The following is a 26,158-nucleotide window of genomic DNA, read 5'->3' as shown; positions in this document are numbered from 1 at the left end:
GATGCCACGCAGGCCGCCGTGCAGGCGGCCGCGTGGGCATTACTGATCGGCGGTGTCGCTTTTCTCGCGACGGTTGGAGCCGGCGACCAGCGGGATCATGAACAGCCGGCATTCGAGCGCGCCGTTGTAGAGCAGGGTGCGGCGCTTCGGGCTCAGGCGGATCAATTTGGCCAGGCGCAGGTCGCCGGTGAAGAAGAAGGCGGTCCAGCCGGAGAAGAATTTTTTGAGCCAGTGGCCGAGCTCCGGATACAGCGCGGCGAGCGCGTCTTGCTCGTCCAGACGCACCCCGTACGGCGGGTTGGTGACGATCAGGCCCGACTCGGCGTGCGGCTTAGCGTCGAGCACGTCGCCGCAGCCGAGGGTGATCGCGCCGCCGAGGCCGGCGCTTTTGAGGTTGCGGTGCGCGGTCTCGATCATCTGGCGCGAGCGGTCACGGCCGACGATGGGCAGCGGCGCATCGCCGAGCGGCTTCTCGGCCGACCTGGCGGCCTGCTTCACCTCGTCCCACAGCCGGGCGTCGAAGTCGGCGAAGCGCTCGAAGGCGAACTCGCGGCGGCGGCCCGGCGCGCGGTTCAGTGCGATGTCGGCCGCCTCGACTAGGAAGGTGCCGCTGCCGCACATCGGGTCGAGCAGCGGCTGGCTGCCGTCGTAACCGGCGAGCAGCAGGATGCCGGCGGCCAGGTTCTCGCGGATCGGTGCCTCGCCGGTATCGTCGCGCCAGCCGCGCTTGAACAGCGGCTCGCCGCTGGTGTCGAGGTAGATCGTCGCCAGCTCTGGCGACAGGAACACCTGCAGGCGCACGTCCGGGAAGCGGGTGTCGACGCTCGGGCGATCGCCGCAGGCGGCGCGGAACACGTCGCAGACCGCGTCCTTGACGGTCAGCGACACGAAGTCGAGGCTCTTCACCTTGGAGCCGATGCCATCGGTCTTGACCTTGATGGTGTTCGACACGGTGAAGTACTGTGACCAGTCGACGTGCTTGGCCAGCGCGTACACGTCCTTCTCGTAGCGGTAGCGGCCCTCGGTCACTTTGAGCAGCACGCGGCTGGCGGTACGGCATTCCAGGTTGGCGCGCAGCATCAGCCGGGTGTCGCCGGTAAAGCCCACCCCGCCGTCGATCGGCTCGATGCGCTCGGCACCGAGCGCGGCCAGTTCATCGGCGAGCACGGATTCCAGACCGCGTGGGCAGGGGGCGAACAGGGCAAGCTGAGTCAAGGGACACTCCTTATGAACAATCCCGCCATTTTAGCGGATTTCCCCCCTGTCGGCTTTGCGCTACCATGTCCGGTTCGACTGACCCCCGCGATAATAGATTCCGTCATGCCCGAATTACGTTTTGCCGAACGCCTGATCGCCTGGCAGCAGGGCCACGGCCGCCACGACCTGCCGTGGCAGGTCAGCGACCCGTACCGGATCTGGCTGTCGGAAATCATGCTGCAGCAGACCCAGGTGTCGACCGTGCTCGGCTACTACGCGCGCTTCCTCACGCACTTCCCCGACGTGGCGAGCCTCGCCGCCGCGCCGCAGGACGACGTGCTGGCCTTGTGGAGCGGCCTGGGCTACTACACCCGGGCACGCAATCTGCACAAGGCGGCACAGCAGGTGATGAGCGAATTCGGCGGCGTGTTCCCGTCCCGTCGCGAGGACATCGAAACCTTGCCCGGCATCGGCCGCTCGACCGCCGCGGCGATCGCCAGCTTCGCCTTCGGCCAACGCGAGGCCATTCTCGACGGCAACGTCAAACGGGTGCTGACCCGGGTGTACGGCATAGCCGGTTTCCCCGGCGAGAAGAAGGTGGAAAACCGCTTGTGGGACCTGGCCGAAAGCCTGCTGCCGGCCGATGCGGCCGCGATGCCGGTGTACACCCAGGGCTTGATGGACCTCGGCGCCACGCTCTGCACCCGCTCGAAGCCCGCCTGTACCGTCTGCCCGATGGTCGACAGCTGCGTCGCCGCCCGCGACGGCCTAACCAGTGAGCTGCCGACCAAGAAGCCGAAGAAGGCCACGCCGACCCGCGACACGCTGATGCTGATCGCGCTCCACGACGACAAGGTCTGGCTGGAGCGCCGCCCGCCGACCGGCATCTGGGGCGGGCTGCTGTCGCTGCCGGAGTTCGCCGACAGCGCCGCCGCCGAGGCGTGGTTGGCCGAACAGGGCGACGGCGAATTGCTGCCGACCTGGCCGGAGCTGGAGCACGTGTTCAGCCATTACCGGCTGATCATCACCCCGCAGCCGGCGCGGCTGAGTGGTCTGCGTGGCACGGTCGCCCGCGAGGGCGGTGGGCAGTGGTGGGCGCTCGACGCCGCGCTCGACGCCGGCCTGCCGGCGCCGGTGAAACGGCTGCTGCAGCGGCTGGCCTAGATGACTTGTCTGGCCGGTGATCGCCCCCATTGATAGCGCAGACTCCACGCAAAAACGCGGGCACGCCCGCCTGAAATAGAGCATAACGCCGTATGGTCTCCGTAGTCAGAACCGTCGCCGATACCCTCGCCGACGCCGCCGAGCCGCAACGCTGGCTCGCCAAACTGTCCGCCACGCTGCCCGACAGCGACCGGGCGCTGTTGGCGCGCGCGTTCAGCGTCGCGCAGGACCTGTACGGCGACGACACGCTGCCGGTTACCGGCGAGAACCTGTTCGCGCACTCGGTGTCGGCCGCGGCGATCGTCGCCGACCTGAATCTGCTGCCCGACGCGATCGCCGCGACGCTGCTGTTCGGCGTGCCCGACTACCGCGACGACTGGCAAGACTGGCTGAGTCAGAACTTCAACAAGACCGTCGCGATGCTGGTCGACGGCGTCGGTCGGGTGAAGCGGCTGACCGAGTTCGCCCGGATCGACAAGCTCGACACCCCGGAAGAGCGTGCCCGCCAGGCCGAGACGATGCGCAAGATGCTGCTGGCGATGGTCGCCGACATCCGCGTGGTGCTGATCAAGCTCGCCTGGCGCACCCAGACCATGCACTACCTGACCGAGTGCGACGAGCCGGTGCGGCGCCGCATCGCGCAGGAGACGATGGACATCTTCGCTCCGCTCGCCAACCGCCTCGGCGTCTGGCAGATCAAGTGGGAGCTCGAGGATCTGTCGTTCCGCCACCTCGATCCGGACAACTACAAGAAGATCGCCAAGCTCTTGGACGAGCGGCGGTTGGAGCGGATCGGCTACATCGCTCGGGTGCTCGAGACGCTGCGTGGCGAGCTGGCGCGCGCCGGCGTCAAGGGCGAGGTCGCCGGTCGGCCGAAGCACATCTTCAGCATCTGGAAGAAGATGCGGAAGAAGAAGCTCGATTTCTCCGAACTTTACGACATCCGCGCGGTGCGCATCCTGGTCGAGAAGCTGCCAGACTGCTACACCGTGCTCGGCCTGATCCACAGTATCTGGCAGCCGATCCCGGGCGAGTTCGACGACTATATCTCGCACCCTAAGGCCAACGACTACCGTTCTCTGCACACCGCCGTGGTCGGCCCGGAAGAGCGGGTGATCGAGGTGCAGATCCGCACCTTCGAGATGCACGAGCACGCCGAATTCGGCGTCGCCGCGCACTGGCGCTACAAGGAAGGCGGCAAGGGCGACGCCGCCTACGAGGAGAAGATCTCCTGGCTGCGCCAATTGCTCGATTGGCGCGAGGAGCTATCCGACGCCAACCGCGAGGGCCTGGCCGACGCGTTCAAGACCGAACTGTTCTCCGACACCATCTACGTGCTGACCCCGCAGGGCCGGGTGATGGCGCTGCCGGTCGGCGCCACCGCGATCGACTTCGCCTATGCGATCCACACCGATCTGGGCCACCGCTGCCGCGGCGCCAAGGTCAACGGTCAGATCGTGCCGCTGTCCACGCCACTGGAGAACGGCCAGCGGGTCGAGATCCTGGCGGCCAAGGAGGGCGGGCCGTCGGTCAACTGGCTGCACGACGGCTGGGTGAAGAGTCCCCGCGCGATCTCCAAGGTGCGCCAGTACATCCGGCTGCAGAACGCCGACGTGGTGCGCGAGACCGGCCGCCAGCTGTTCGAGCGCGAGCTGGCACGTCACCCCAGCGTCCAGCCCAATCTGCAAGCGTTGGCCGAATCGCTCGGCTTCGCCAAGCCGGACGAGCTCTATAGCGCGCTCGGCCACGGCGAGCTGTCGCTGCGCGCGGTCGCCAAGGCAATCGTCAGCCTGGCGCCGCCGCCGCCGGCCGACGTCGCGCCGGAAGACCTGGTCAAGCGCAGCAAGGGCGGCCACGACGCCGGCGGTATCCTGATCGAGGGCGTCGACAACCTGATGACGGTGCTCGCCAAGTGCTGCAAGCCAGCGCCGCCGGACGCGGTGGTCGGCTTCGTCACCAAGGGGCGTGGCATCTCGATCCACCGCGCCAACTGCACCACGCTGAAGCGACTGTCGGCCAGCGTGCCGGAGCGGCTGATCGCCGCCGACTGGGGCGAGCAGAAGAACAGCGTGTTCCCGATCGACATCGAGGTGAGTGCGCGCGACCGCCCCGGCTTGTTGCGCGACATCTCCGATGCGCTGTCGCGCGCCAAGCTCAACGTGGTGGCGTTCAACACGCTGAGCCGCGACCAGCGCGCGCATATGCGCTTCACCGTCGAGGTGCGCAACGTGCTCGATCTGAACCGGGTGATCAACCAGATTCTCGACGTGCCCGGCGTGCAGGAAGCGCACCGCGTCTGAGCGCCCGACCCCTAGCGCAATGGTTGAAGCGGCTGCCGCAGCCGGGTCTGCCGGCAGCCGTTTTGACGTGCCGACATTGCGCTGCATCATGACATGTTGGCTAAAGCCATTCCCGTCATCCTGCTTGGAGTCGGTTGTCGTTGCAGCCTCGGGCGGGGTGAGGTGTGTCCGGAAGCGCTCTGTTGACGGGTGTTTATACTGCGCTGCACAAAAAATCTTGCAAATCGGGAAAGCCGTGCGGATAATCCGTAGTGCATCAGGACGTTGAAGGCACAGCTCGCGTTTTGGTGTTGTCTCCTCCATCCTCCTTCTAAACTAAGGTGGAATTCAGCGCAATCGACCCTGATTGCGCTCTTTTTTTGTCTCATTTGCACCCGTCCGGCGCCCGTAATTTTCCTTTCTTTCCCAGTGGTTTGACACGGTCAACCCCCTGTAATAGAATCCGGAACTTTCAAGAATTACGATGGAAGAGTTCCATGAAGACCTTTTCTGCCAAGCCGCATGAGGTTAAGCGCGAGTGGTTCGTGGTCGATGCAACCGACAAGGTTCTCGGCCGTGTCGCTGCTGAAGTCGCCCGTCGTCTGCGCGGCAAGCACAAGCCGGAATTTACCCCGCACGTTGACACCGGCGATTACATCGTCGTGATCAACGTCGACAAACTGCGCGTGACCGGTGCCAAGGCACAGGACAAAGTGTACTACCGCCACACCGGCTACCCGGGCGGTATCTACCAGCGCACCTTCACCGAACTGCAGAACCAGTTCCCGGAACGCGTTCTGGAGAAGGCCGTAAAAGGCATGCTCCCGAAAGGCCCGCTGGGCTACGCGATGATCAAGAAGCTGAAGGTGTACGCCGGTGGCGAACACCCGCACGCCGCCCAGCAGCCAAAAGCGCTGGAAATCTGATTTCTGAGGCAACACGATGAACGGTAAATACTACTACGGCACCGGCCGTCGCAAGAGCTCGGTAGCTCGTGTGTTCATGCAAAAGGGCAGCGGCCAAATCATCGTCAACGGCAAGCCGGTTGACGAATACTTTGCTCGCGAAACCGGCCGCATGGTGATCCGCCAGCCGCTGGCGCTGACCGAACACCTCGAATCGTTCGACATCAAAGTCAACGTTCTGGGCGGCGGTGAGACCGGCCAAGCCGGCGCGATCCGTCACGGCATCACCCGTGCACTGATCGACTTCAGCGCCGAGCTGAAGCCGGCTCTGTCGACCGCAGGCTTCGTTACCCGCGATGCCCGTGAAGTCGAGCGTAAAAAAGTCGGCCTGCGCAAAGCACGCCGCGCCAAGCAGTTCTCGAAGCGTTAATCGCTGGAACCTGCTGGTCCAAAAAAGCCGCCCTCGGGCGGCTTTTTTCTTGCCTGTTTGGCGCGGGTTCCACCGGGCCGAGGATGGTGGCCGCCAGCTCGTCGAAGCGAGTTGGGCGCCGTTGGTACGTTTCATTGTTGCGGTGCACCCGGTCGAGTCTTAACATGTCGTCTTTGCGACATTTTTTTACGGTTGGGGAAGGTCATGATCAAGGTAGGCATCGTCGGCGGCACCGGTTACACCGGGGTGGAACTGTTGCGCTTGCTGGCGGGGCACCCGGGCGCGCGCGTCATCGCGGTTACCTCGCGTAAGGAAGCCGGCATGCCGGTCGCCGAGATGTTCCCGAGCCTGCGCGGCTACGTCGACGTGGCGTTCTCGACGCCTGAAGACGCCAAGCTGACCGACTGCGACGTGGTGTTCTTTGCCACCCCGCACGGCGTGGCGATGGCGCAGGCGCGCGAGTTGCTCGCCGCCGGCGTGAAGGTGATCGATCTGGCCGCCGACTTCCGGCTGAAGGATCCGGCCGAGTTTCAGCGCTGGTACGCGATGGAGCACTGCTGTACCGACCTGTTGGCCGAAGCGGTGTATGGCCTGCCCGAGGTGAACCGTGCCGCGATCCAGCAGGCGCGGCTGATCGGCATGGCCGGCTGTTACCCGACCTCGGTGCAGCTGGGCCTGTTGCCGCTGCTGGAGGGCGGCAAGCGGCTGATCGACACCCAGACGCTGATCGCCGACTGCAAGTCGGGCGTGTCGGGCGCCGGGCGCAAGGCCGAGGTCGGTACGCTGTTCGCCGAAGCGGGCGACAACTTCAAGGCCTACGGTGTGAAGGGCCATCGCCACGGCCCGGAAATCGAGCAGGGCTTGTCGGCGATCCACGGCGCACCGGTCAAGCTGACCTTCGTGCCGCACCTGACGCCGATGATCCGCGGCATCCACTCGACCATCTACGCGCGCATCACCCCGGAAGGGCGCGACACCGACTTCCAGGCGCTGTTCGAAGAGCGTTACGCCGCCGAGCGCTTCGTCGATGTGCTGCCGGCCGGCAGCTGCCCGGAAACCCGCAGCGTGCGCGGCTCGAACACGGCACGGATCGCGGTGCATCGGCCTGGCAACGGCGACCTGCTGGTGATCCTGGTGGTCGAGGATAACCTGGTGAAGGGGGCGTCCGGCCAGGCGGTACAGGTGATGAATCTGATGTTCGGCCAAGCCGAGGACGCCGGCCTGAAGGTGGTGCCGCTGCTGCCGTAAGCGGCGCTTCGAGGCGGAACCTGTTGCGCAATTGGCCGTCGAAATGATAGAGGGGGCTTGAAGGCTCGCCAGCCGCCCCCATTCCCGACTAAAATAGTGAGGTGTTTTGCCGTGTACCCCGCGGCACCATGTTTCCAGTTTGAGGCAAGCCAAATGACTACAGCGACCGAAATGCCGTCCCCGATCAACTTCACCGACAGCGCCTGCGCCAAGGTGCGCGACCTGATTGCCGAAGAAGGCAATCCGGACCTGAAACTGCGTGTGTTCGTTACCGGTGGTGGCTGTTCGGGCTTCCAGTACGGCTTCACCTTCGACGAAATCGCCAACGACGACGACACGCCGATCGAGCGTGACGGCGTGACCTTCCTGGTCGATCCGATGAGCTACCAGTACCTGGTCGGCGCGGAAATCGACTACCAGGAAAGCCTGGAGGGCTCGCAGTTCGTGATCAAGAACCCGAACGCGACCACCACCTGCGGCTGCGGGTCCTCGTTCTCGGCGTAACGGCCAGACTCCGACAAGCCCGGGCGACAGCGCCCGGGTTTTTTTGCGCTGACCGGACGCCTGCATGAATAAAATTCCGCCGATTACGCTGCCGAGTTTCGAGTTTACCCGTGAGTTCGTGTTCTCCGAGGCGGACTTCGAACGCATCCGCCGGCTGATCTACCAGAAGGCCGGCATCGCGCTCAATCCGTCGAAGAAGGACATGGTCTACGGCCGGCTGGTGCGCCGGCTGCGCGCGCTGAAGCTGACCAGCTTCACCGCCTACGTCGATTACCTGGAGTCTGCGACCGGGCGCGGCGAGTTCGAGCAGTTCGTCAACGCGTTGACCACCAATCTGACGTTCTTCTTCCGCGAGGAGCACCACTTCCCGATCCTGGCCGAGCATCTGAAAGGCCGGGCCGGCAAGGGTGACATCCACCTGTGGTGCGCGGCGGCATCGACCGGCGAGGAGCCGTATTCGATCGCGATGACCGCGCTCGAGGCGCTGCCAGGGCGCAGCAGCATGTCGCTGCTGGCGACCGACCTCGATACCAGCGTGCTCGAGGTTGGCCGAAAGGGCTTGTACGGCGCCGACAAGATCACCAAGCTGCCGCAAGGCTACGCGGCGCGCTACTTCGACCGTCAGCCGGACGGCCAGTACCTGGCCAAGCCGGCACTGCGCCAGCTGATCCGTTTCTCGCCGCTGAATCTGGTCGAGTCGGGCTGGCCGGTGCGCCAGCAGTTCGACGCGATCTTCTGCCGCAACGTGATGATCTACTTCGACAGGGAAACGCAGTACGCGGTGCTGCGCAAGTTCGCACCGCTGTTGAAGCCGGACGGCCTGCTGTTCGTCGGCCATTCGGAAAACGTCTACTTCGCCGCCGACTTGTTCAAGCTGCGCGGCAAGACGGTGTACGAACACGCCAAGCCGCGCTGAAGCTTGGCACGATTCGGCCGGCCGAATCGGATAACGATAATAATCGCGCGGGCCCATGTCGCCCGCGTTTTCATGGGACAACGCAGATGAAGGTGGTGGTACTCGGGGCGGGCATTGTGGGGGTGTCGACCGCCTGGTTTCTGGCGCGCGACGGCCACGAGGTGACGGTGATTGACCGCGGTGCCGGTGCGGCACGCGAGACCAGCTTCGCCAATGGCGGCCAGCTATCGGTCAGTCAGTCCGAGCCGTGGGCGCAGCCGGGGGCGCCGCTCCAGGTGCTGCGCTGGCTGTTCCAGGAAGACGCGCCGCTGCTGTTTCGGCTGCGCCTCGACCCGGCGCAGTGGGCGTGGGGGCTGCGCTTCCTGATGGAATGCCGGCGTGACCGCGCCGAGCACAATATGCGCCAGATGCTGGCGATCGGCGGCTACAGCCGAGCGGCGATTGCCGAGATCGTCGCTGACACTGGGATCGCCTTCGACCATCTGCAGCGCGGCATCCTCAGCCTATACGAGACCCAGCAGGAGCTCGACGCCGCCGCCGCGATAGCGCAGCTGATGGCCGGTTACGGCATCGACAAGCGGGTGATCGATCGCGCCGAGTTGGCGCGGCTGGAGCCGGCGTTGGCGCCGGTGGCGGGCCAGTTTGCCGGCGCGACCTATTGCGAGAGCGACCAGTCGGGCGATGTGCACCGCTTCACCACCGGTCTTGCCGAGCAGGCCGCGGCGCTGGGCGTGGCGTTCCGCTTCGCCACCCGCATCAACGCGCTGGAGACGGCGGGCGGGCGGATCAGCGCCGTGTCGGTGACCGACCCGGACGGCGCCTTCGCTACCGTACACGGCGACGCCTACGTGTTGGCGCTCGGCAGCCACAGCCCGCTGATCGCGGCCAGCGCCGGCCTGCGGCTGCCGGTCTATCCGGCCAAGGGCTATTCGGCCACCATCCCGGTGTGCGACCCGGCCGCCGCGCCGACGGTCAGCCTGACCGACGAGGCCGGCAAGATCGTGATGTCGCGACTCGGCGACCGCTTACGCGTCGCCGGCACCGCCGAGCTCGCCGGCTACTCCAGCACCCTCAATCCGCGCCGTTGCCGGCTGCTGACCGATCGTGCCCGAGCGCTGTTCCCCGATGCCTGCGATTGGGACGCGGCACGCTTCTGGACCGGTCTGCGGCCCGCCACGCCGGGCAATGTGCCGCTGATCGGCCGCTCGCGCATCGCCAACCTGTTCCTGAATACCGGTCACGGCACGCTCGGCTGGACCGAGGGGCCGGGCTCGGGCAAGGCGCTGGCCGAGCTGATGGCCGGGCGGGCGCCGGAGATCGGCTTCGAGTTCACCGGCCGCTAGGCCGAGCGGGCCATGGTGCGCTAAGTATATCTTCATATAAAGTAAGTAAAACGAATCATTTCTGGTTATATAAACGCCGAACTACCATGCCTTTGTCTTAAACAAACGAAGGGCATGGTAATGCAGCAGTCTCTAGTCAGAAACTCGGGCGCGGTGGGTCCGGCTACGCCAGGCCGGCGGCGTCTCGCCGTACTGGCGGCCTTTGTCGCGGCGTTGCCGCTCGCCAGCGCCTGGGCCACACCGTCGCCGCTGGCGAGCGACGAGCAGCGCGCGCTGGACGCGCGGGCGGTGGCGCTGAACCAGGCCAACGGCTTCCCGGTGCTGAAGGCCGAAGCGAAGGCCGCCTACAAGCTGGCGCACGGCCTGCCTGGTGAGCCGGGAGGCGGAGGCGCGGCTCGACAACGCGATCAACGAGCTGGCGTTCAGCGCGATCCAGAAGGCGGTCAATAACGACCCGCTCTATCCCAAGGTGTACTGGGTCGACGCGCCGCCGCGCGGCTGGCCGGGCGTCAACGTGCCGGGCGGACGCTACTCCTACGACAACCCGGACAATATCTACCGCACCATCCCTATCGACGGTGCGTCGCGCTATGTGATCCGCGGCCAGCGTCGCGGTAGCGGCCCGACCGACGTGACCTTCTCGCTGATCAGCAATCCCAATTCGCAGCAGACGGTGGCGATCCTCGCCGGCAAGGCCTGGTGGTGAACGCCGACGGCAGCTACACCATCACCGTCGACAGCCAGCTGGCCAACGGCCGGGTCAACCATATTCAGTCGAACGCCCAGGCCCGGCAGCTATTCGTGCGCAACAACCTCGGTGACTGGAACCGCGAGGCGCCGGACACGCTGCGCGTCGAGCGGCTCGGCCCGGCGCCGACCCGCGGGCCGAAGGGCGATTGGACCGTGTCGAGCGAAGCGTGGCTGAACCTGCAGGAATCGATCGTCGACTACGGCGTCGGCGCGCTGGGCATCAAGACCTATAGCAACCCGCTCAACACGCTGCCCAACCCGACGAGCTCGAGCACGCTCGGCACGCTGGTGAGCCAGGCGAGCTCGTTCGGCCACTTCAAGCTGGCCGACGACGAGGCCCTGGTCGCAACGCTGACCACCGGTGGGGCCGGTTACTTCGTGTTCCCGGTGACCGACCCCTGGTCGGTGACCGTCGATCCGATTCGCCACCAGTCGAGCCTGAACAACCGGCAGGCGACGGCCAACGCCGACGGCAGCTATACCTTCGTGGTGGCGCGGCAGGATCCGGGCGTCGCCAACTGGGTCGACACCGTCGGCCTGCACGAGGGCACCCTCATGGTGCGCTGGCAGAACCTGCCGGCCAACCGTCCGGTCAACGGCGGGCCGACCATTACGTCGCAGGTGGTGAAGCTCGCGAACCTGGCAAGCGTGCTGCCGGCAGGCACCCGCTACGTCACGGCGGCGGAGCGCCAGCAGCAGCTGGCGGCGCGCTTGGCCGGTTATCAGCAGCGGGCGAACGGCGGCTGGTAAGCCGGGCCGAAGTGCGCGCCGGTCGGCGGCGCATAGGCGATGGAACCGGGGCTTGTTATCATGCCCCGGTTTTTTTCATTGCCAAGCTTGGCCTAATCACGATGCAGTCGATGACCCCCTACCAACTTCTCGGCGGTGCCGGCGTGGTGCGCTGGCTGACCGATCGCTTCTACGACATCATGAACGCCGACCCGGCGATGAAGACGCTGCGCGACATGCACCCGGTCGACCTCGCCGGCTCGCGCGAGAAGCTCTACATGTTCCTGTCCGGCTGGCTCGGTGGGCCGCCGCTCTATATGGAAACCTTCGGTCACCCGCGTCTGCGGGCGCGTCACCTGCCGTTCGCGGTGGACGAGCAGGCGCGTGATCAGTGGATGCATTGCATGCGGCAGGCCGTGAGCGAGTTGATCTGTGAGGAGGCGTTAAAACAGCAATTATTGGACGCTTTTTTAAACACTGCTGACTTCATGCGTAACCGCTAGTCGGCGACCGCGCGTTACTACCCGGTTTTACCCCGAATCGGCCTTGCACCGCGGCGGGAATGAGTCATTCTGAAGGCATGGTGGCCCATCCGTTTACCCCCTAGGGAGGTAATCGTGAAGATACTGTGCCTTTTTATTCTGTTCTGGTTATTTGTCTGGCCAGTGTTCGCCGCCGGCGGCTGTCTGCCCGGGGCCGTCAGCTGCTCTTCGCCATCCGACGGCTATTCGACGCAGCCTTTTGCTGGCAACGAGAAAGAATCCACGGTCTTTCAGTCCGGCTCGTTTGCACTCGAGAGTATCGACAACGGTCAGGGCAATCGACTCAATCTGAGGCCGTCGTTCAAGCTGGGCGAAAGCGGCAAGCTCTCGATCAGGGCCGGCAGAAACAAGGGCGAGCTGAGAGCCGCGTGGAAATTCTACTGACGCCACCCAGTCGCGTTTAGTGTGGCCGGTGGCCGCGCTCGATGATCACGCCGACCCGTTTCACGCCGGGGAGGATGCCCAGCTTGGTCACGCCGACCTTGACCCACGGTGCGCCGAATTCCTCGCGGATGATCTTCGCGATATGTTCGGCCAACGCCTCGATCAGCAGGAAGTGCTGTTCTGCCAACAGTTCGCGCAGCCGGTCCACCACCACGCCATAGTGGATGGTGTCGCGGATGTTGTCCGAATGACAGGGCGTCTCGCTCGGGATGCCGATCTCCAGATCCAGTTCGATCGCTTGCGGGGCTTTCCGCTCCCATTCGTACACGCCGATAATGGTGTCGACGCGCACCTCACGCAGGAAAATGATGTCCATGTGTCAGCGGCAGAGTGGGTTTTCGCCGCTCGATACCGTAAAATCCAAAACCCCATATTCTAGTGAAATCGTCATGACCACGATAGCGTTTGCGTTTGTTCTCGCCGCCTACCTGATCGGTTCACTGTCGTTCGCCGTGATCGTCAGCCGCCTGATGGGCATGGCCGACCCGCGCAGCTATGGTTCGGGTAACCCGGGCGCGACCAATGTGCTGCGTAGCGGCAAGAAACTGGCCGCGGTGCTGACGCTGTTCGGCGACGGGCTTAAGGGCTGGGTGGCGGTGGCGCTGGCCGCCTACTTTGCGCCGCATTACGGCCTCGGCGAGCAGGTGATCGCTATGGTGGCGATCGCGGTGCTGGTCGGCCACATGTGGCCGTTGTTCTTCGGTTTCAAGGGCGGTAAGGGGGTCGCTACCGCGGTTGGGGTGCTGTTCGGTTTCAACCTGTGGCTGGCGCTCGCGGCAGTCGCGACCTGGCTGTTCGTCGCGCTGGTGCTGCGCATCTCGTCGCTGTCGGCGCTGATCGCGGCGGTGCTGGCGCCGGTGTACGCCTTCTTCATCATCGGGCCGCACAGCGTCTACTTCGGCACCTGTATCGTCATCGCCTTCCTGGTGGTGCAGCGCCACAAGTCGAACATCCTGAAGCTGCTCGGCGGCCATGAGGGCAAGATCGGCGACAAGGCCAATGGCTCGCGCAATTCCTGAGTCGTGCTCTTGCCCATGAAAAAATCCGGCTGGCAGGCCGGATTTTTTCTTGGACTTCGGCCAGGCCTACAGGTCGGACAGCGCCCGCAGGTGTGCGGTCACACTGCGGCCCAGCGCCGACAGGTCGTAGCCGCCCTCCAACACCGAAACCAGCCGGCCCTGGCAGTACAGGTCGGCAATCTGCACCAGATGGCGGGTTACCCACTCGTAATCGGCTTCGACCAGCCCCATCGAGCCCATATCGTCCTCGCGATGCGCGTCGAAGCCGGCCGAGATGAACAGCATCTGCGGCTGGAACGCGTGCAGTTGCGGTAGCCAGACGGTTTCCACCGCCTCGCGGAATTCGCGGCCGCCGCTGCCGGCCTTGAGCGGCACGTTGTGCATGTTCGGACCGAGCGGTTCGTCGCCGCAGTAGGGGTAGAACGGGTGCTGGAAGGTCGACACCATCATCACTCGCGGGTCGTCCTTGAAGATCTCCTCGGTGCCGTTGCCGTGGTGCACGTCGAAGTCGGCGATCGCCACCCGCTCGTACTTGTAGGTGGCGAGCGCGTGCGCGACGCCGACCGCCAGATTGTTGAAGAAGCAGAAACCCATCGCCCGTGCGCTTTCGGCGTGGTGGCCGGGCGGGCGCACCGCGCAGAACGCGTTCGGCGCCTTGTCCTCGCAGACCAGTTCCACCGCCTTGACCACCGCGCCGGCGGCGCGCTGCGCGGCGACCAGCGTGCCCGGTGACATCGCGGTATCGGCGTCGATGCGGTAGCTGCCGACGCTGGGGGCACAGGATTCCAAGTATTCGATGTAGCGGGGCGGGTGGATGCGGGCCAGCTGCTGCGGAGTGACCAGCGGGGCGTCGACTTCCTGCAGGCTGTCGAAGATTTGCGAGGCCATCAGCTGGTCGCGGATGGCGGTCAGGCGCTCCGGACACTCGGGGTGGCCCACGCCCATATTGTGTTGCAGGCAGTCCGCATGGCTGACGTAGGCGGTCAGTCCGGTCCGGTGCCAGCGGGTTTTCAACCAGGTGAACACGCGTGCTTCCCCTTGCGTGGCGGGTGGTCGGCAGGATGCTGCCAGCATGGATGATGTAATCGTTCCAGTCTGCGCGTAACCGGACTGAAATGCAACCGGGCAGGGCTGTGGTGCTTGGCCGAAGGGGGGGCGCTGCCGGAAACGAAACAAGCCGTCCAATCGGACGGCTTGCGCACGGTGTCGGCCAGCTTCGGCCTAGAGCAGAAAGTCTTTGGCTATCCCCTTGCGGCGCAGGATGCGGCGCAGCTGCTCGAGGCCTTCGATCTGGATTTGTCGCACCCGCTCGCGGGTCAGCGACAGTGCGGCGGCCAGTTCCTCCAGCGTGCAGATCTCGTGGCCGTTCAGGCCGTAGCGCCGTTCGATCACCAGCCGCTGCTTCTCGTTCAGCTGCGCCAGCCATTCATGCACGAAGCGCTCCAGTTGGGCGTTGTGCAGCTGGATCTCCGGTTCTTCGGTCTGCTCGTCGGGGATCGACTCGCCGATCGACAGCATCGGATCGATATCGAGCGGGGCGTCGAGCGAGGCCATCCGCTCGTTTAGCGTCAGCACCCGGCGGACATCGTCGACCGACTTGCCGACCAGGTGGGCGATTTCCTCCAGCGTCGGTTCGCGACCGGCCTGTGCCTCCAGGTGGCGCGAGGCGCGCAGGTAGACGTTCAACTCCTTGATCACATGCACCGGCAGGCGGATGGTGCGCGACTGGTTCATGATCGCGCGCTCGATGCTCTGGCGGATCCACCAGGTGGCGTAGGTCGAGAAACGGAAACCGCGCTCGGGGTCGAACTTTTCCAGCGCGTGCATCAGGCCGATATTGCCTTCCTCAATCAGGTCGAGCAGGGCGAGGCCGCGGTTGATGTAGTGCTTGGCGATGTTCACGACCAAGCGCAGATTGTGCTCGATCATCTTCTGGCGGGCGTCGAAGTCGCCCTGCACCACACGCCGGGCCAGCGCCAGCTCCTGCGGCGGGGTAAGCAGGGCGTTGTTGCCGATGTCGTTCAGATAGATCTGGGTGACATCGGCAATGTCCTCGTAGGGCGTCGCCGCTTCCTGGCTTTCCTCGGCCTCGGCCTCCGTCGCTTCTTCCTGCGCGCGCTCCTCGTCGGCCACGTCTTCTTCGTCGAGGATTTCGATCTCATCACTCATGGCTAGCCCCCTCTCCATGTATTGTGTGTCCTGACCAGGGAGCGGTCCCCTGACTTAGGACGGACTGTCGAGATATTGCGCCGGGTCGACCGGCTTACCAAACCGACGGATCTCGAAATGCAGCTTCACCTGATCCGCGTCGGTATTCCCCATTTCGGCGATCTTCTGCCCTTTCCTTACGGTCTGTCCTTCTTTGACCAACAAAGAACTGTTATGTGCGTAAGCCGACAGGAAGGTCTTGTCGTGCTTGATGATGATCAGCTTGCCATAACCGCGCAATCCGTTGCCGCTATACACCACCTTGCCGTCGGCGGCGGCGAGTACCGGCTGGCCGAGCTTGCCGGGGATGTCGATGCCCTTGTTGCTGTCCGAGTAGCCGCGGCTGACCTTGCCGTCGGTCGGCCAGCCCCAGGCAACGGTGCTGTCGGAGGCCTTGGTCGCCGGCTTGCTGACGGCGCTGGCGCTGGTGCTGTTCTCGCCCTTGGCGGCCGAGCTGTCGGTTTTGGCTGGCTTGCTGACGGCACCCCCCGCTGCCGTCGCCGCGGCGATCACCGCCGGCTTGCTGCTGGTCGTTGCACTGCCGCCGTTGCTGCCTTCGCTCTGCGCGGCCAGGTTACGGGCGGCGCTTTCCGAGTACGGCTGCTTCAGCGCCTTCGGATAGGTCTTCAGCGTGGCGCTGCTGTTACCACCGGAGACCACCGGTGCGTCGGTGCTTGTTGTGCTGCTGCCGGCGGCTGCCACCGGGGCCGGGGCATTGCTGCCGTCCGGCGGGGTCAACCGCAATACCTGACCGACCTTGATGTTGAAGTCGCTCAGCTGATTCCATGCTGCCACGTCCTGATACTTCAAGCCATTCGTCACTGATATGCGGTACAGCGTCTCGCCCGGCTGGACCACATGGGTGCCGCTGGCGCCCGCCCCGTTCGGGCGGACCGGCGCGCTCGGCGTCAGCGGCGTGACGACGGCGCCGTCTCCGCTGTCACCCGGGGTGGCGTTGCCACGGTTCGGGGTGGGGATCGGTGCCGGCGTGCTGCGCTGGCCGGACTCGATTTGGGCGGGTGCCTGCGTCAGCGAGCTGCAGCCGGCCAGCGCAGCGAGTACCGCCAGGCTGGCCAGGGAGCGGGATGAAGCGATGAATGCGTTTCGCATGCCGTGTTGACTTTATAAAGGAGCGGGTAGCAGTTGTAAATTGTCTGACAAGTACTGACGGTGTTTTGTGCGTGCTCAGGAGCGTCCTGGCAACAGTGGCACAAACTTGACCGGGTCGAGCCGGCTTTGCTGGATGCCCTGCTGGGTTTTCTCGAAGCGCCACAGGTGCTGGGCCTGTTCGTCGCCGATCGGCATCACCAGCCGGCCGCCTTCGGCCAACTGCTCGATCAGCGCCTCCGGTACCTGGCGCGCCGCGGCGGTCATGATGATGCCGTCGAACGGAGCGGCCTCGGGCAGACCGAGGTGACCGTCGCCGTGGACCAGTCGGGCGTGGACCAGCTTGGTCGCGCGCAGATTGCGGCGGGCGATTTCTAGCAGGGCGGCCAGCCGTTCGATCGAGTACACCTCGGCGCCGAGCTTGAGCAGGACCGCGGTCTGATAGCCGCAGCCGGTACCGATTTCCAGCACCTTGCCCGGTGCGCGGCCGGCGAACAGCAGCTCGGTCATCCGTGCCACGGTCAGCGGTTGCGAAATGGTCTGGCCGTGGCCGATCGGCAACGACACGTCGTCGTAGGCGCGGGTGGCCAGCGCCTGGTCGATGAACAGGTGGCGCGGCACCTCGACCATCGCGGCGAGTACCCTAGGGTCTTCGATGCCGGCCTGGCGCAAACGTTCACTCATCCGGCGCCGGGTACGGTCGGACAGCATGCCCGAGGCGGGCAGGGCGGGGGTCAGCGACACAGCCAGTCCTCGATCTGGGTCAGTTGGGCGGCGGCGGTCAGGTCGATCATCAGTGGGGTGACCGACACGGCATTGGCGGCGATGGCGGCGAAGTCGGTGCCGCTGCCGGCGTCCTGCGCGTGCCCGACCGGGCCGACCCAGTACACCGTCTCTCCACGCGGGTTCTGCGTCTTGATCACCGGCTCGGCCTTGTGGCGCCGTCCCAGCCGGGTGATCTGGATCGGGCCGAGCGCGTCCGCCGGCACGTCGGGCACGTTGACGTTGAGCAGCACCGGTTGCTGCAGCGGCCGGGCCCGGAACCGTTCGACCAGCTGGTCGATCACCGGGGCGGCGCTGGCAAAATGCTGGCCGGATTTGCCGGCCAGCGACACCGCGACCGATGGAATGCCGAGCAGGAAACCCTCGGTGGCGGCGGCGACGGTGCCCGAATACAGCGTGTCATCGCCCATGTTCGGGCCGTGGTTGATGCCGGAGAACACCATGTCCGGGCGGAAGTCGAGCAGGCCGGTGACGGCCAGGTGTACGCAGTCGGTCGGCGTGCCGTTGACGAACTGGAAGCCATTGGCGGCGCGCCGCACGGTCAGCGGCCTATCGAGCGTCAGCGAGTTGCTGGCCGCGCTACGGTCGCGTTCGGGGGCGACCACCACCACGTCGCCATGCCGGGACAGGATGGCGGCGAGTTGTTCGATGCCTGGGGAAAAATAGCCGTCGTCGTTACTGATCAGGAATTTCATACGGTCTCCGTGCCAACGCTACCGATTGTAGCCCCATGAAATCCCGATCGAAAAGCGGCTTCGGCCAAGCCGTGGGAATAAGGTTGGCCGAAAGCAGCAACCCCGCCGGTGGGCGGGGTTGAAAACGGTCAGGCGTAGTAGCGCTGACTGAAGTCGAGCATACGCTCGATCGGTATCCGCGCCGCGTCCATCTGAGCCCGCGTCAGGTAGTCGATCTTGAGGCCGATGCCCTGCTGCGCGCGCTTCACCGCCTCGATGGTGTTCATCTTCATGTACGGACAGGAGTTGCACTGGCAACCGGCGTAGATCGGCGCCTGGCGCAGGTCGAGGTCCGGACGGGCGAGTCCCATGTTGTAGAGGATGCCGTCTTCGGTGGCGACGAAGATCACCGCCTCCGGGTTGCCGCCGAACTGCTTCACCCAGTTAAGCATGCCCGAGGTCGAGCCGACGTAGTCGGCGCGCTTCAGTACCGGAAGCGGGCTCTCCGGGTGGGCGATCAGGAAGGCTTCGCCGTTCACCGCGCCGAGCGCTTCGTTCAGCGCCGCCTCGTTGAACTTGTCGTGCACCTCGCACACCGCCGACCACAGCGGCATGTCGTAGCCGTACTGGTAATTCAGGTAGGCGCCCATATTGCGGTCCGGCGAGAAGATCACCTTCTGGCCCTGTTCGTACAGGTGGCCGATGATGTCGTCGACGTTGCGGCTGGTGACGATCCAGTCGGACAGCGCCTTGTGCTCGGCGCTGGAATTGATATACGACACGTGCACGTGGTCCGGGTAGCTCTCGCGCCAGGTCTTCAGCGCACCGACGTCGGTCTGGGTGACCAGCGAACAGGTCGAGCCGGCGTCCGGCAGGATCACGGTGGCGTTCGGGTTGAGGATCTTGGCGGTCTCGGCCATGAAGCGCACGCCGGCGAACACGATGATGTCGGCCTCTGCCTCGCGCGCGAACAACGACAATTCCAGACTGTCGCCGACCTTGTCGGCCATCTGCTGGATTTCCGGTTGCGTATAGTAATGAGCGAGGGTGACGACGCGTTGGGTCATGATGTCTGTCTCCTGTCGTGTCCATGGCCAGGCGGCTATCGTCAATAGAATGACACGACCGTCTTTATGATGCGACGCAAAAAACGTTAAAACGAAAACGCGCAGCTTATCAATATTGCCGGTGTCGCACCATAACTCCTGCCAATCTGGCGCCAAACGGCGCAAATGCAAGACGGCACAACGGGCATGCGGCGGTGCGCTTTTGCAACGGGGTGCAGGGCTGGACGGTGTTCGGGCGGGGGACGGGGAAGCGACCCCGCGTGGGCAACCCCAGCATAGACCCGTGCGGCCTGCGCTGCCGGCCTGCCGCCCGGGCGGCGCACTGTCAACGCGGCCGCCACGAGGCTGTGGTATATCTCGTCGGCAGGACTGCAACCTTATATAAATGCGATCGATATGCGCACCCCTTAGCGTGCCGAGTGCAGCCGGGCAGCAGGGGTGAGCGCTATACGGCGCCGTGCCAAGGTTGGCCGAAGGGCTCGCCGATGGCCACGCGCCGACCGATCAACCCGTTTCGGATGCCAGCGATGAAACCGCATTACCTGACCCCGCTGTTTTCCCCGCGCAATGTGGCCGTGATCGGCGCCAGCGACACCCCCGGCTCGCTCGGCCAGGCGGTGTTCGCCAACCTGCTGGCGGGCAACTTTCAGGGCAAGCTGTTTCCGGTCAACCTGAACCGGCGCATGGTCGGCGGCAAGCCGGCATTCGCCTCGGTGCGGCTGGTCGGCGAGCCGGTCGACCTGGCGGTAGTGGTCACCGCGCTGCGCACCTTGCCGGCGGTGATACGCGATTGCGGCAAGAAGGGCGTCAAGGCGGTGCTGCTCGGCAAGGACTTTTCCGACAGCGACGAACTGGAGCGGGAGATCCTCGGCGAGGCGATGGCGATCGCGCGCCATCACGGCATCCGCGTGCTCGGCCCGAACGTGCTGGGCTTGATGCGACCGGTGGCCGGCTTCAACGCCAGCAACTACACCGGCACGGTGCGCCCGGGCAACCTGGCGCTGGTGTCGCAGTCGTCGGCGCTGTGCGCGGCGATGCTCGACTGGGCCGACACCAAGGCGATCGGCTTCTCCAGTGTGGTGTCGGTCGGCGAGGCGCTCGACGTCGACTTCGGCGAGATTCTCGACTTCCTGGTCGCCGATCGCTCGACCCAAGGCATCCTGCTGCATATCCACCACATCCATCAGTCGCGCCAGTTCATGAGCGCGCTGCGCGCCGCCGCGCGCAGCAAGCCGGTGGTGGTGATCAAGTCGGGGCGCTTCGAAGACCTGGTCACGGGGCTCACCCATACCAGCCACCTGGTCGAGAGCGGCGACGTGTTCGACGCCGCCTTGGCGCGTGCCGGGGTGCTGCGGGTGGCGACGATCGCCCAGCTGTTCACCGCGGTGAAGGTACTGGCGGCCAATTATCGGGTGATCGGCAAGCGCCTGGCGATCGTCACCAACGGCATCGGCCCGGGTGTGCTGGCCGCCGACAGCGCCTACGCCAACGGGGTGGAGCTGGCGACGCTGGCGCCGGACACGATGGCGCTATTGAACGACAGCCTGCCGCGCAACTGGTCGCGCGGCAATCCGGTCGACATCATCGGTGACGCCAGCCCGATGCGTTTCCGTACCGCGGTCAAGATTTGCCTCGACGACCCGGGGGTCGACGGCGTGCTGGTGATCTTCACCCCGCAGGCCGGCACCGACCACCTGACCACCGCGCAGCTGATGGTCGGGCTGCAGCGCGAGACCGGCAAGCCGCTATTGCTGTCCTGGCTCGGCGACGCCAAGGTGTCGACCAGCCGCGAACTGTTCACCAAGGCCAAGTGCGTGCACTTCCGGGCACCGGAATACGCGATCGAGGTGTTCCGCAATCTGGCCGCCTATCACCACAACCAGCAGTTGCTGCTGCAGACGCCGGGGCCGCTCGAGGGTGTGCGCACCGAGCCGGACGTGGCGCGTGCCCGGGCGCTGGTCGCCGCGGCGTTGACTGACAACCGACCGATCCTGTCCGAATATGTGTCCAAGGCGGTGTTGGCCGCGTTCAACATCCCGGTCAACCCGACCGAGCTCGCGACCGACGTCGACGGGGCCGTGAGCCTGGCCGAACGCTTCGGCTATCCGGTGGTGCTGAAGGTTGACTCGCCCGACATCATTTATAAGTCGGACGTCGGCGGCGTGGAGTTGAACATCAGCAACGAGAACACCCTGCGCCAGGCGTTCGCCGCGATCCTGCAGCGCGCCCGCGAGAAACGCCCCGAGGCGCGGCTGAACGGCATCACCGTGCAGCCGATGATGAAGCGTCGCACCGCGCGCGAGGTGATGGTCGGCGTGGCGCAGGACGCCACCTTCGGCCCGGTGATCACCTTCGGCACCGGCGGCATCGCGGTCGAGGTGATCGACGACCTGGCAATCTCGCTGCCGCCGCTCAACGACTACCTGGTCGAGAGCATGATCACCAAGACCCGGGTCGGCCAGACGCTCGGCGCGTTCAAGAACCTGCCGCCGATCAGGCGCGAGGCGCTGAAGGACGTGCTGCTGCGCGTCTCGGAAATGATCTGCGAGCTGCCGGAAATCCGCGAGCTCGACATCAACCCGCTGATGGTCGACGAGGATGGGGTGCTGGCGCTCGACGCGCGGATGATCGTCGGTGCTGCCCGCGGCAGCCCGCGCCGCTACAGCCACATGGCGATCATGCCGTATCCGACGCACATGCTGCACTGCGCGACGCTGAAGGACGGCACCCGGGTGACGATCCGGCCGGTGCGGCCCGAAGACGCTGAAATGCAACAGGACTTCGTGCGCAACCTGTCCGAGGAAAGCCGCTACAACCGCTATATGTCGAGCATCAAGCAGCTGTCGCAGCCGGTGCTGGTGCGCTTCACCCAGCTCGACTACGACCGCGAGATGGCGCTGGCGATGACCCGCGCCACCGACGATGGCGAGGAAATGCTGGCGGTGGCGCGCTTCATGACCGACCCGGACTTCGAGGCGTGCGAGTTCGCGCTCGAGGTGGCCGACCGCTGGCAGGGCAAGGGCATCGGCCCGGTGTTGATGGAAGCCTTGTTCGAGGCGGCACGCGAGCAGGGGCTGACCACGATGCGCGGCGAGGTGCTGGCGGCCAACAAGGGCATGCTGAAATTGATGCACCGGCTCGGCTTCACGATCGAGTCGCACCCGGAGGACCGCTCGCTCACCCTGGTCAGCAAGGCGCTGCAGCCGGCTGCGGCGCCGGTCGCCGCCGGCTAGCCGGTCAGCTCAAGCCGGACCGAATCCTGCCGTTCGTCGGCCAGGATTCCAGGTTCGGCCGACCTCGACCGTCCCCGCTAACGCCGTGCCCCGCTCGTAGGGGCATGCGCGGTCCCGCCGCCGCACGCCCGGCGACGCCGAATAAGCGCTTGCCAGATAAGGGAAAACTGGCCTAAAATCGCCCACTTTTCTTGATACCGAATTTAAGGATCATCGACAATGGTAGTGATTCGTCTTGCTCGCGGTGGCTCCAAGAACCGTCCGTTCTACAACATCGTGGTGACTGACTCCCGCAACCGCCGCGACGGCCGTTTCATCGAGCGCGTCGGCTTCTACAACCCGGTTGCCAACGAGAAGGAAGAGCGCGTCCGTCTGGCCGCCGACCGCCTGAACCACTGGATCGGCGTTGGCGCACAAGTGACCGATGCGGTTGCCAAGCTGATGAAAGAACAGAAAGTCGCTGCCTAATTGCAGCTGGCTTTAACAGTAGAAAGCAGGGCGCATGCGCGACGATGATCTGGTGATCATGGGCTATGTCAGCGGCGCCCATGGTATACGCGGCTGGATCAAGATCCATGCCGATACCGAATATAGCGACAGCCTGTTCGACTACCCGACCTGGTGGCTCGGCAAGGACGGCAGCTGGAAACCCTACACCTTCGTCGAAGGCATGGTGCAACCTAAAGCCGTCGCTGCCAAGCTCGAAGGGGTGGACGATCGTGATGTCGCGTTTGCGATGCGTGGCATGTCGATTGCCGTACCGCGCAGCGAGCTGCCCGAACCCGACGCGGACGAGTACTACTGGACCGACCTGATCGGTCTGGCGGTGGTCAACCGCGCCGGCGAGTCGCTCGGCACGATTGCCAGCCTGATGGAAACCGGCGCCAACGACGTGCTGGTGGTGCGGGATGGCAAGGAGCAGCGGCTGATCCCCTTCGTCGGGCACGTGGTGCTCGAGGTCAACCTCGAGCAGAAACAGGTGCTGGTCGACTGGGGCCTCGACTACTGATGCAGATCGACGTCGTTTCGCTGTTCCCGGAAATGTTCGACTCCATCACCCGTTTCGGCGTCAGCCGGCGGGCGCTGGAAACCGGCATCTGGGGCTTTGCCGGCTGGAATCCACGCGACTACACCAGCAACAACTACCGCACGGTGGACGATCGCCCCTACGGCGGCGGCCCCGGCATGGTGATGCTGATCGAGCCGCTGGAGAAGGCGATCGACGCCGCCCGGCAGCGTCAGCGCGACGCCGGTGTCGAACAGAGTCATGTGGTCTACCTGTCGCCGCAAGGCCGTCAGTTCGATCATGCCAAGGCGGTCGAGCTGTCGCAGCGGCCGGGCCTGATCCTGCTGTGCGGTCGCTACGAAGGCGTCGACGAGCGGCTGATCGAACGTCAGGTCGACGAGGAGATCTCGGTCGGCGACTACGTGCTGTCCGGCGGTGAATTGCCGGCGATGGTGCTGACCGACGCGGTGCTGAGGCTGTTGCCCGGCGTGCTCAACGACGCGCAGTCGGCCTACGAGGACTCGTTCGTCAACGGCCTGCTCGACTGTCCGCATTACACCCGTCCCGAAGAATTCCAGGGCATGCGGGTGCCGGATGTCTTGATGTCCGGCAATCATGCCCTGATAGCTCGCTGGCGACTGAAACAGTCGCTGGGGCGCACCTGGCGGCGTCGGCCGGAACTTCTGGCCCACCGTCCTTTGACAAAACTGGAGTCTCGGCTGCTGACTGAGTATCAGCAGGAACAAGACCCCGTAGAAAAACTGGAGTCCTGACATGGATCTGATCCAAATCCTCGAGCAAGAAGAAATCGCTCGCATCGGCAAGACCATCCCTGAATTCGCCCCGGGTGACACCGTGATTGTTCAGGTGAAGGTAAAGGAAGGTAACCGCGAACGTCTGCAGGCTTACGAAGGCGTGGTGATCGCCAAGCGTAACCGCGGCCTGAACAGCTCGTTCATCGTGCGCAAGATCTCCGCCGGTGAAGGCGTTGAGCGTACCTTCCAAACCCACTCCCCGCTGGTTGCTTCGATCGAAGTGAAGCGTCGCGGTGACGTGCGTCGTGCCAAGCTGTACTACCTGCGTGGTCGTACCGGCAAATCGGCTCGTATCAAGGAAAAGCTGCCGGCTCGCAAGGTTTCGGCCTGATTCCAGCGTTTTCGCTTATGATGAAAAGCGCAAGGCATGTGCCTTGCGCTTTTTTTATGCGCTGATGACCTACCACGCGATACTCGCCGCACCGTTCGGCCAACTGGGCCTCTGCACCGACGCCGACGCACTGCTCGCCGTCCATTTCCTGACCGAGCCGCAACCCCTGCTCGAGCCGCCGGCTGGTTCGCTGGCCGCCGAAGCGGCGCGTCAGCTGAACGCCTATTTCGCCGATCCGACGTTCCGCTTCGACTTGCCACTGCGCCCGATTGGCACGCCGTTCCAGCTGCAGATATGGCGGGAGATCGCCGCGATTCCGTGCGGCGAGACGCGCAGCTACGGCGAGCTGGCCGAACGCACCGGTTCGGTCGCCCGCGCGGTCGGCGGCGCCTGCGGGCGCAACCCGCTGCCGATCGTCATTCCGTGCCATCGGGTGCTGGCGCAGCGCGGTCTCGGGGGCTTCAACCGCTCGGTCGAGTCGCCGACGGTGTCGATCAAACACTGGTTGCTGGTGCACGAGGGGGCGTTGCTGTTGTGAGCGACGCGAGCCCCCCCGTCGTGATCGCCGCGGCCGATGACACGCTGATCGACCAGTTCCTCGACCAGTTGTGGCTCAGCGACAACTTGGCGCGCAATACCCTGGCCGCCTACCGGCGCGACCTGCGCAAGTTTGCGCTGCGGCTGGTCGGGGCGGGGGCGCGCTTGGCCGAAGCCGATCGCGATGCGCTGGAACAGGCGCTGCTCGCTGCCAGCGACAGCGAAAAGCCCGCCACCCGGGCGCGCCAGGTATCGACCTTGCGCCGCTTCTACCAGTATCTGTGTGCGGAAGGGCTGCGCGCCGACGACCCGAGCGCCCGGCTGGCCGCGCCCCGCCTGGGCCAGCGTCTGCCGAAAACCTTGTCCGAGGCCAACGTCGAGGCGCTGCTGGCCGCGCCGGACGTCGATACGCCGCTCGGTCTGCGCGACCGGGCGCTGTTCGAATTGCTCTACGCGACCGGCCTGCGCATCAGCGAGCTGGTGGCGCTGCGCCGCGACCAGCTGGATCTCGTCAACGGGCTGGTGCAACCGATCGGCAAGGGCAATAAGGAGCGACTGGTGCCGATCGGCGAGGTGGCGCAGGAATGGCTGACCCGCTATCTGCTGGAAGCGCGGCCCGTTATCCTCGCCGGAGCGCAGAGCGACGCGCTGATCGTCACGCAGCGCAAGGACGGCATGACCCGGCAGATGGCCTGGTACCTGATCTCCGGTTACGCCCGTCGGCTCGGCCTGTTCAAGGTCAGCCCGCACACGCTCCGGCACGCCTTCGCGACCCACCTGGTCAACCACGGTGCCGACCTGCGCGTGGTGCAGCTACTGCTCGGCCACGCCGATATCTCGACCACCCAGATCTACACCCACGTGGCGCGCGAGCGGCTGAAGCAGCTGCACGCCCGGCACCACCCGCGCGGCTGAGCCGTTCGGCCA

The 26,158-nt window shown here is 65.2% G+C and carries 29 protein-coding genes; 21 read left to right on the top strand and 8 right to left on the bottom strand.

Annotation, left to right across the window (positions count from 1 at the left end; translation table 11 throughout):
- Positions 1 to 39 precede the first annotated feature (39 nt).
- Positions 40 to 1,215, bottom strand: a complete 1,176-nt coding sequence (locus ACZ2IA_RS04635; RefSeq protein WP_470291397.1) for a THUMP domain-containing class I SAM-dependent RNA methyltransferase — start codon at positions 1,213 to 1,215, stop codon at positions 40 to 42.
- A gap of 105 nt (positions 1,216 to 1,320) precedes the next feature.
- On the opposite strand from ACZ2IA_RS04635, the gene mutY reads away from it, so the two are divergent.
- The 13 genes from mutY to ACZ2IA_RS04570 all read left to right on the top strand — a co-directional run bounded on the left by mutY (position 1,321) and on the right by ACZ2IA_RS04570 (position 12,391).
- The gene (gene mutY, locus ACZ2IA_RS04630; protein ID WP_470291396.1) at positions 1,321 to 2,361 is read left to right on the top strand and encodes an A/G-specific adenine glycosylase; all 1,041 of its coding nucleotides are present in this window, start codon (positions 1,321 to 1,323) and stop codon (positions 2,359 to 2,361) included.
- Positions 2,362 to 2,453: 92 nt separating this feature from the next.
- On the top strand, positions 2,454 to 4,661 hold the full coding sequence (locus ACZ2IA_RS04625; RefSeq protein WP_470291395.1) for a RelA/SpoT family protein: 2,208 nt from the start codon (positions 2,454 to 2,456) through the stop codon (positions 4,659 to 4,661).
- Between the two features lie 476 nt (positions 4,662 to 5,137).
- Complete coding sequence (rplM, locus tag ACZ2IA_RS04620) at positions 5,138 to 5,566, top strand: 50S ribosomal protein L13 (protein WP_289831178.1); 429 nt, start codon at positions 5,138 to 5,140, stop codon at positions 5,564 to 5,566.
- A 16-nt stretch (positions 5,567 to 5,582) separates the two neighbouring features.
- Positions 5,583 to 5,975: a 30S ribosomal protein S9 gene (gene rpsI / locus ACZ2IA_RS04615; protein ID WP_470291394.1), complete on the top strand. Its 393-nt coding sequence runs from the start codon at positions 5,583 to 5,585 to the stop codon at positions 5,973 to 5,975.
- A gap of 204 nt (positions 5,976 to 6,179) precedes the next feature.
- On the top strand, positions 6,180 to 7,223 hold the full coding sequence (gene argC / locus ACZ2IA_RS04610; RefSeq protein ID WP_470291393.1) for an N-acetyl-gamma-glutamyl-phosphate reductase: 1,044 nt from the start codon (positions 6,180 to 6,182) through the stop codon (positions 7,221 to 7,223).
- A gap of 153 nt (positions 7,224 to 7,376) precedes the next feature.
- Entirely contained in the window at positions 7,377 to 7,727 is a 351-nt protein-coding gene (erpA, locus tag ACZ2IA_RS04605; RefSeq protein ID WP_470291392.1) for an iron-sulfur cluster insertion protein ErpA, read from the top strand.
- Positions 7,728 to 7,791: 64 nt separating this feature from the next.
- On the top strand, positions 7,792 to 8,643 hold the full coding sequence (locus ACZ2IA_RS04600; RefSeq protein WP_470291391.1) for a CheR family methyltransferase: 852 nt from the start codon (positions 7,792 to 7,794) through the stop codon (positions 8,641 to 8,643).
- An 86-nt stretch (positions 8,644 to 8,729) separates the two neighbouring features.
- Positions 8,730 to 9,986: a D-amino acid dehydrogenase gene (locus ACZ2IA_RS04595; protein WP_470291390.1), complete on the top strand. Its 1,257-nt coding sequence runs from the start codon at positions 8,730 to 8,732 to the stop codon at positions 9,984 to 9,986.
- Positions 9,987 to 10,106: 120 nt separating this feature from the next.
- Complete coding sequence (locus ACZ2IA_RS04590; protein ID WP_470291389.1) at positions 10,107 to 10,436, top strand: hypothetical protein; 330 nt, start codon at positions 10,107 to 10,109, stop codon at positions 10,434 to 10,436.
- Positions 10,357 to 10,692: a hypothetical protein gene (locus tag ACZ2IA_RS04585; protein WP_470291388.1), complete on the top strand. Its 336-nt coding sequence runs from the start codon at positions 10,357 to 10,359 to the stop codon at positions 10,690 to 10,692. The genes ACZ2IA_RS04590 and ACZ2IA_RS04585 overlap by 80 nt, the downstream gene beginning before the upstream one ends.
- On the top strand, positions 10,686 to 11,486 hold the full coding sequence (locus ACZ2IA_RS04580) for a hypothetical protein (protein ID WP_470291387.1): 801 nt from the start codon (positions 10,686 to 10,688) through the stop codon (positions 11,484 to 11,486). The genes ACZ2IA_RS04585 and ACZ2IA_RS04580 overlap by 7 nt, the downstream gene beginning before the upstream one ends.
- A gap of 110 nt (positions 11,487 to 11,596) precedes the next feature.
- Positions 11,597 to 11,968, top strand: a complete 372-nt coding sequence (locus ACZ2IA_RS04575; protein WP_470291386.1) for a group II truncated hemoglobin — start codon at positions 11,597 to 11,599, stop codon at positions 11,966 to 11,968.
- A 114-nt stretch (positions 11,969 to 12,082) separates the two neighbouring features.
- Entirely contained in the window at positions 12,083 to 12,391 is a 309-nt protein-coding gene (locus tag ACZ2IA_RS04570) for a hypothetical protein (protein ID WP_470291385.1), read from the top strand.
- 16 nt (positions 12,392 to 12,407) lie between these two features.
- On the opposite strand, the gene folB is transcribed toward ACZ2IA_RS04570, so the two are convergent.
- A complete protein-coding gene (folB, locus tag ACZ2IA_RS04565) occupies positions 12,408 to 12,767 on the bottom strand; it encodes a dihydroneopterin aldolase (protein ID WP_470291384.1) in 360 nt (119 codons plus the stop codon).
- Positions 12,768 to 12,840: 73 nt separating this feature from the next.
- Between folB and plsY the strand changes: the two genes are divergently transcribed.
- Positions 12,841 to 13,470, top strand: a complete 630-nt coding sequence (gene plsY, locus ACZ2IA_RS04560) for a glycerol-3-phosphate 1-O-acyltransferase PlsY (RefSeq protein ID WP_470291383.1) — start codon at positions 12,841 to 12,843, stop codon at positions 13,468 to 13,470.
- A gap of 66 nt (positions 13,471 to 13,536) precedes the next feature.
- Here plsY and ACZ2IA_RS04555 read toward each other — a convergent pair whose 3' ends face one another.
- The 6 genes from ACZ2IA_RS04555 to nadA all read right to left on the bottom strand — a co-directional run bounded on the left by ACZ2IA_RS04555 (position 13,537) and on the right by nadA (position 19,309).
- The gene (locus tag ACZ2IA_RS04555) at positions 13,537 to 14,496 is read right to left on the bottom strand and encodes a histone deacetylase family protein (RefSeq protein WP_470291382.1); all 960 of its coding nucleotides are present in this window, start codon (positions 14,494 to 14,496) and stop codon (positions 13,537 to 13,539) included.
- Between the two features lie 195 nt (positions 14,497 to 14,691).
- Positions 14,692 to 15,639 carry an RNA polymerase sigma factor RpoS gene (rpoS, locus tag ACZ2IA_RS04550; protein WP_470291381.1) on the bottom strand — a complete coding sequence of 316 codons (948 nt, stop codon included), beginning with the start codon at positions 15,637 to 15,639 and terminating at the stop codon, positions 14,692 to 14,694.
- A 54-nt stretch (positions 15,640 to 15,693) separates the two neighbouring features.
- Positions 15,694 to 16,788: a peptidoglycan DD-metalloendopeptidase family protein gene (locus ACZ2IA_RS04545; protein ID WP_470291380.1), complete on the bottom strand. Its 1,095-nt coding sequence runs from the start codon at positions 16,786 to 16,788 to the stop codon at positions 15,694 to 15,696.
- Positions 16,789 to 16,863: 75 nt separating this feature from the next.
- Positions 16,864 to 17,535: a protein-L-isoaspartate(D-aspartate) O-methyltransferase gene (locus tag ACZ2IA_RS04540; protein ID WP_470291417.1), complete on the bottom strand. Its 672-nt coding sequence runs from the start codon at positions 17,533 to 17,535 to the stop codon at positions 16,864 to 16,866.
- Positions 17,520 to 18,263: a 5'/3'-nucleotidase SurE gene (gene surE / locus ACZ2IA_RS04535; RefSeq protein ID WP_470291379.1), complete on the bottom strand. Its 744-nt coding sequence runs from the start codon at positions 18,261 to 18,263 to the stop codon at positions 17,520 to 17,522. The genes ACZ2IA_RS04540 and surE overlap by 16 nt, the downstream gene beginning before the upstream one ends.
- Before the next feature lie 128 nt (positions 18,264 to 18,391).
- Positions 18,392 to 19,309, bottom strand: a complete 918-nt coding sequence (nadA, locus tag ACZ2IA_RS04530) for a quinolinate synthase NadA (protein WP_470291378.1) — start codon at positions 19,307 to 19,309, stop codon at positions 18,392 to 18,394.
- A gap of 527 nt (positions 19,310 to 19,836) precedes the next feature.
- Between nadA and ACZ2IA_RS04525 the strand changes: the two genes are divergently transcribed.
- From ACZ2IA_RS04525 to xerD, 7 genes are all read left to right on the top strand, one after another.
- The gene (locus tag ACZ2IA_RS04525) at positions 19,837 to 22,542 is read left to right on the top strand and encodes a bifunctional acetate--CoA ligase family protein/GNAT family N-acetyltransferase (RefSeq protein WP_470291377.1); all 2,706 of its coding nucleotides are present in this window, start codon (positions 19,837 to 19,839) and stop codon (positions 22,540 to 22,542) included.
- A gap of 219 nt (positions 22,543 to 22,761) precedes the next feature.
- The gene (gene rpsP, locus ACZ2IA_RS04520; protein WP_470291376.1) at positions 22,762 to 23,010 is read left to right on the top strand and encodes a 30S ribosomal protein S16; all 249 of its coding nucleotides are present in this window, start codon (positions 22,762 to 22,764) and stop codon (positions 23,008 to 23,010) included.
- Between the two features lie 34 nt (positions 23,011 to 23,044).
- Complete coding sequence (gene rimM / locus ACZ2IA_RS04515) at positions 23,045 to 23,551, top strand: ribosome maturation factor RimM (protein WP_470291375.1); 507 nt, start codon at positions 23,045 to 23,047, stop codon at positions 23,549 to 23,551.
- Positions 23,551 to 24,321 carry a tRNA (guanosine(37)-N1)-methyltransferase TrmD gene (trmD, locus tag ACZ2IA_RS04510; RefSeq protein ID WP_470291374.1) on the top strand — a complete coding sequence of 257 codons (771 nt, stop codon included), beginning with the start codon at positions 23,551 to 23,553 and terminating at the stop codon, positions 24,319 to 24,321. The genes rimM and trmD overlap by 1 nt, the downstream gene beginning before the upstream one ends.
- A 1-nt stretch (position 24,322) precedes the next feature.
- Complete coding sequence (gene rplS / locus ACZ2IA_RS04505; RefSeq protein ID WP_289831197.1) at positions 24,323 to 24,694, top strand: 50S ribosomal protein L19; 372 nt, start codon at positions 24,323 to 24,325, stop codon at positions 24,692 to 24,694.
- A 43-nt stretch (positions 24,695 to 24,737) separates the two neighbouring features.
- Positions 24,738 to 25,232 carry a methylated-DNA--[protein]-cysteine S-methyltransferase gene (locus tag ACZ2IA_RS04500; RefSeq protein ID WP_470291373.1) on the top strand — a complete coding sequence of 165 codons (495 nt, stop codon included), beginning with the start codon at positions 24,738 to 24,740 and terminating at the stop codon, positions 25,230 to 25,232.
- Complete coding sequence (gene xerD, locus ACZ2IA_RS04495) at positions 25,229 to 26,146, top strand: site-specific tyrosine recombinase XerD (RefSeq protein ID WP_470291372.1); 918 nt, start codon at positions 25,229 to 25,231, stop codon at positions 26,144 to 26,146. Before ACZ2IA_RS04500 ends, xerD begins: the two co-directional genes overlap by 4 nt.
- The last annotated feature ends 12 nt before the right edge of the window (positions 26,147 to 26,158 follow it).

This window comes from Crenobacter sp. CS_VA4 (assembly GCF_055597485.1).
This window is presented reverse-complemented; position numbering and strand designations above follow the sequence as displayed.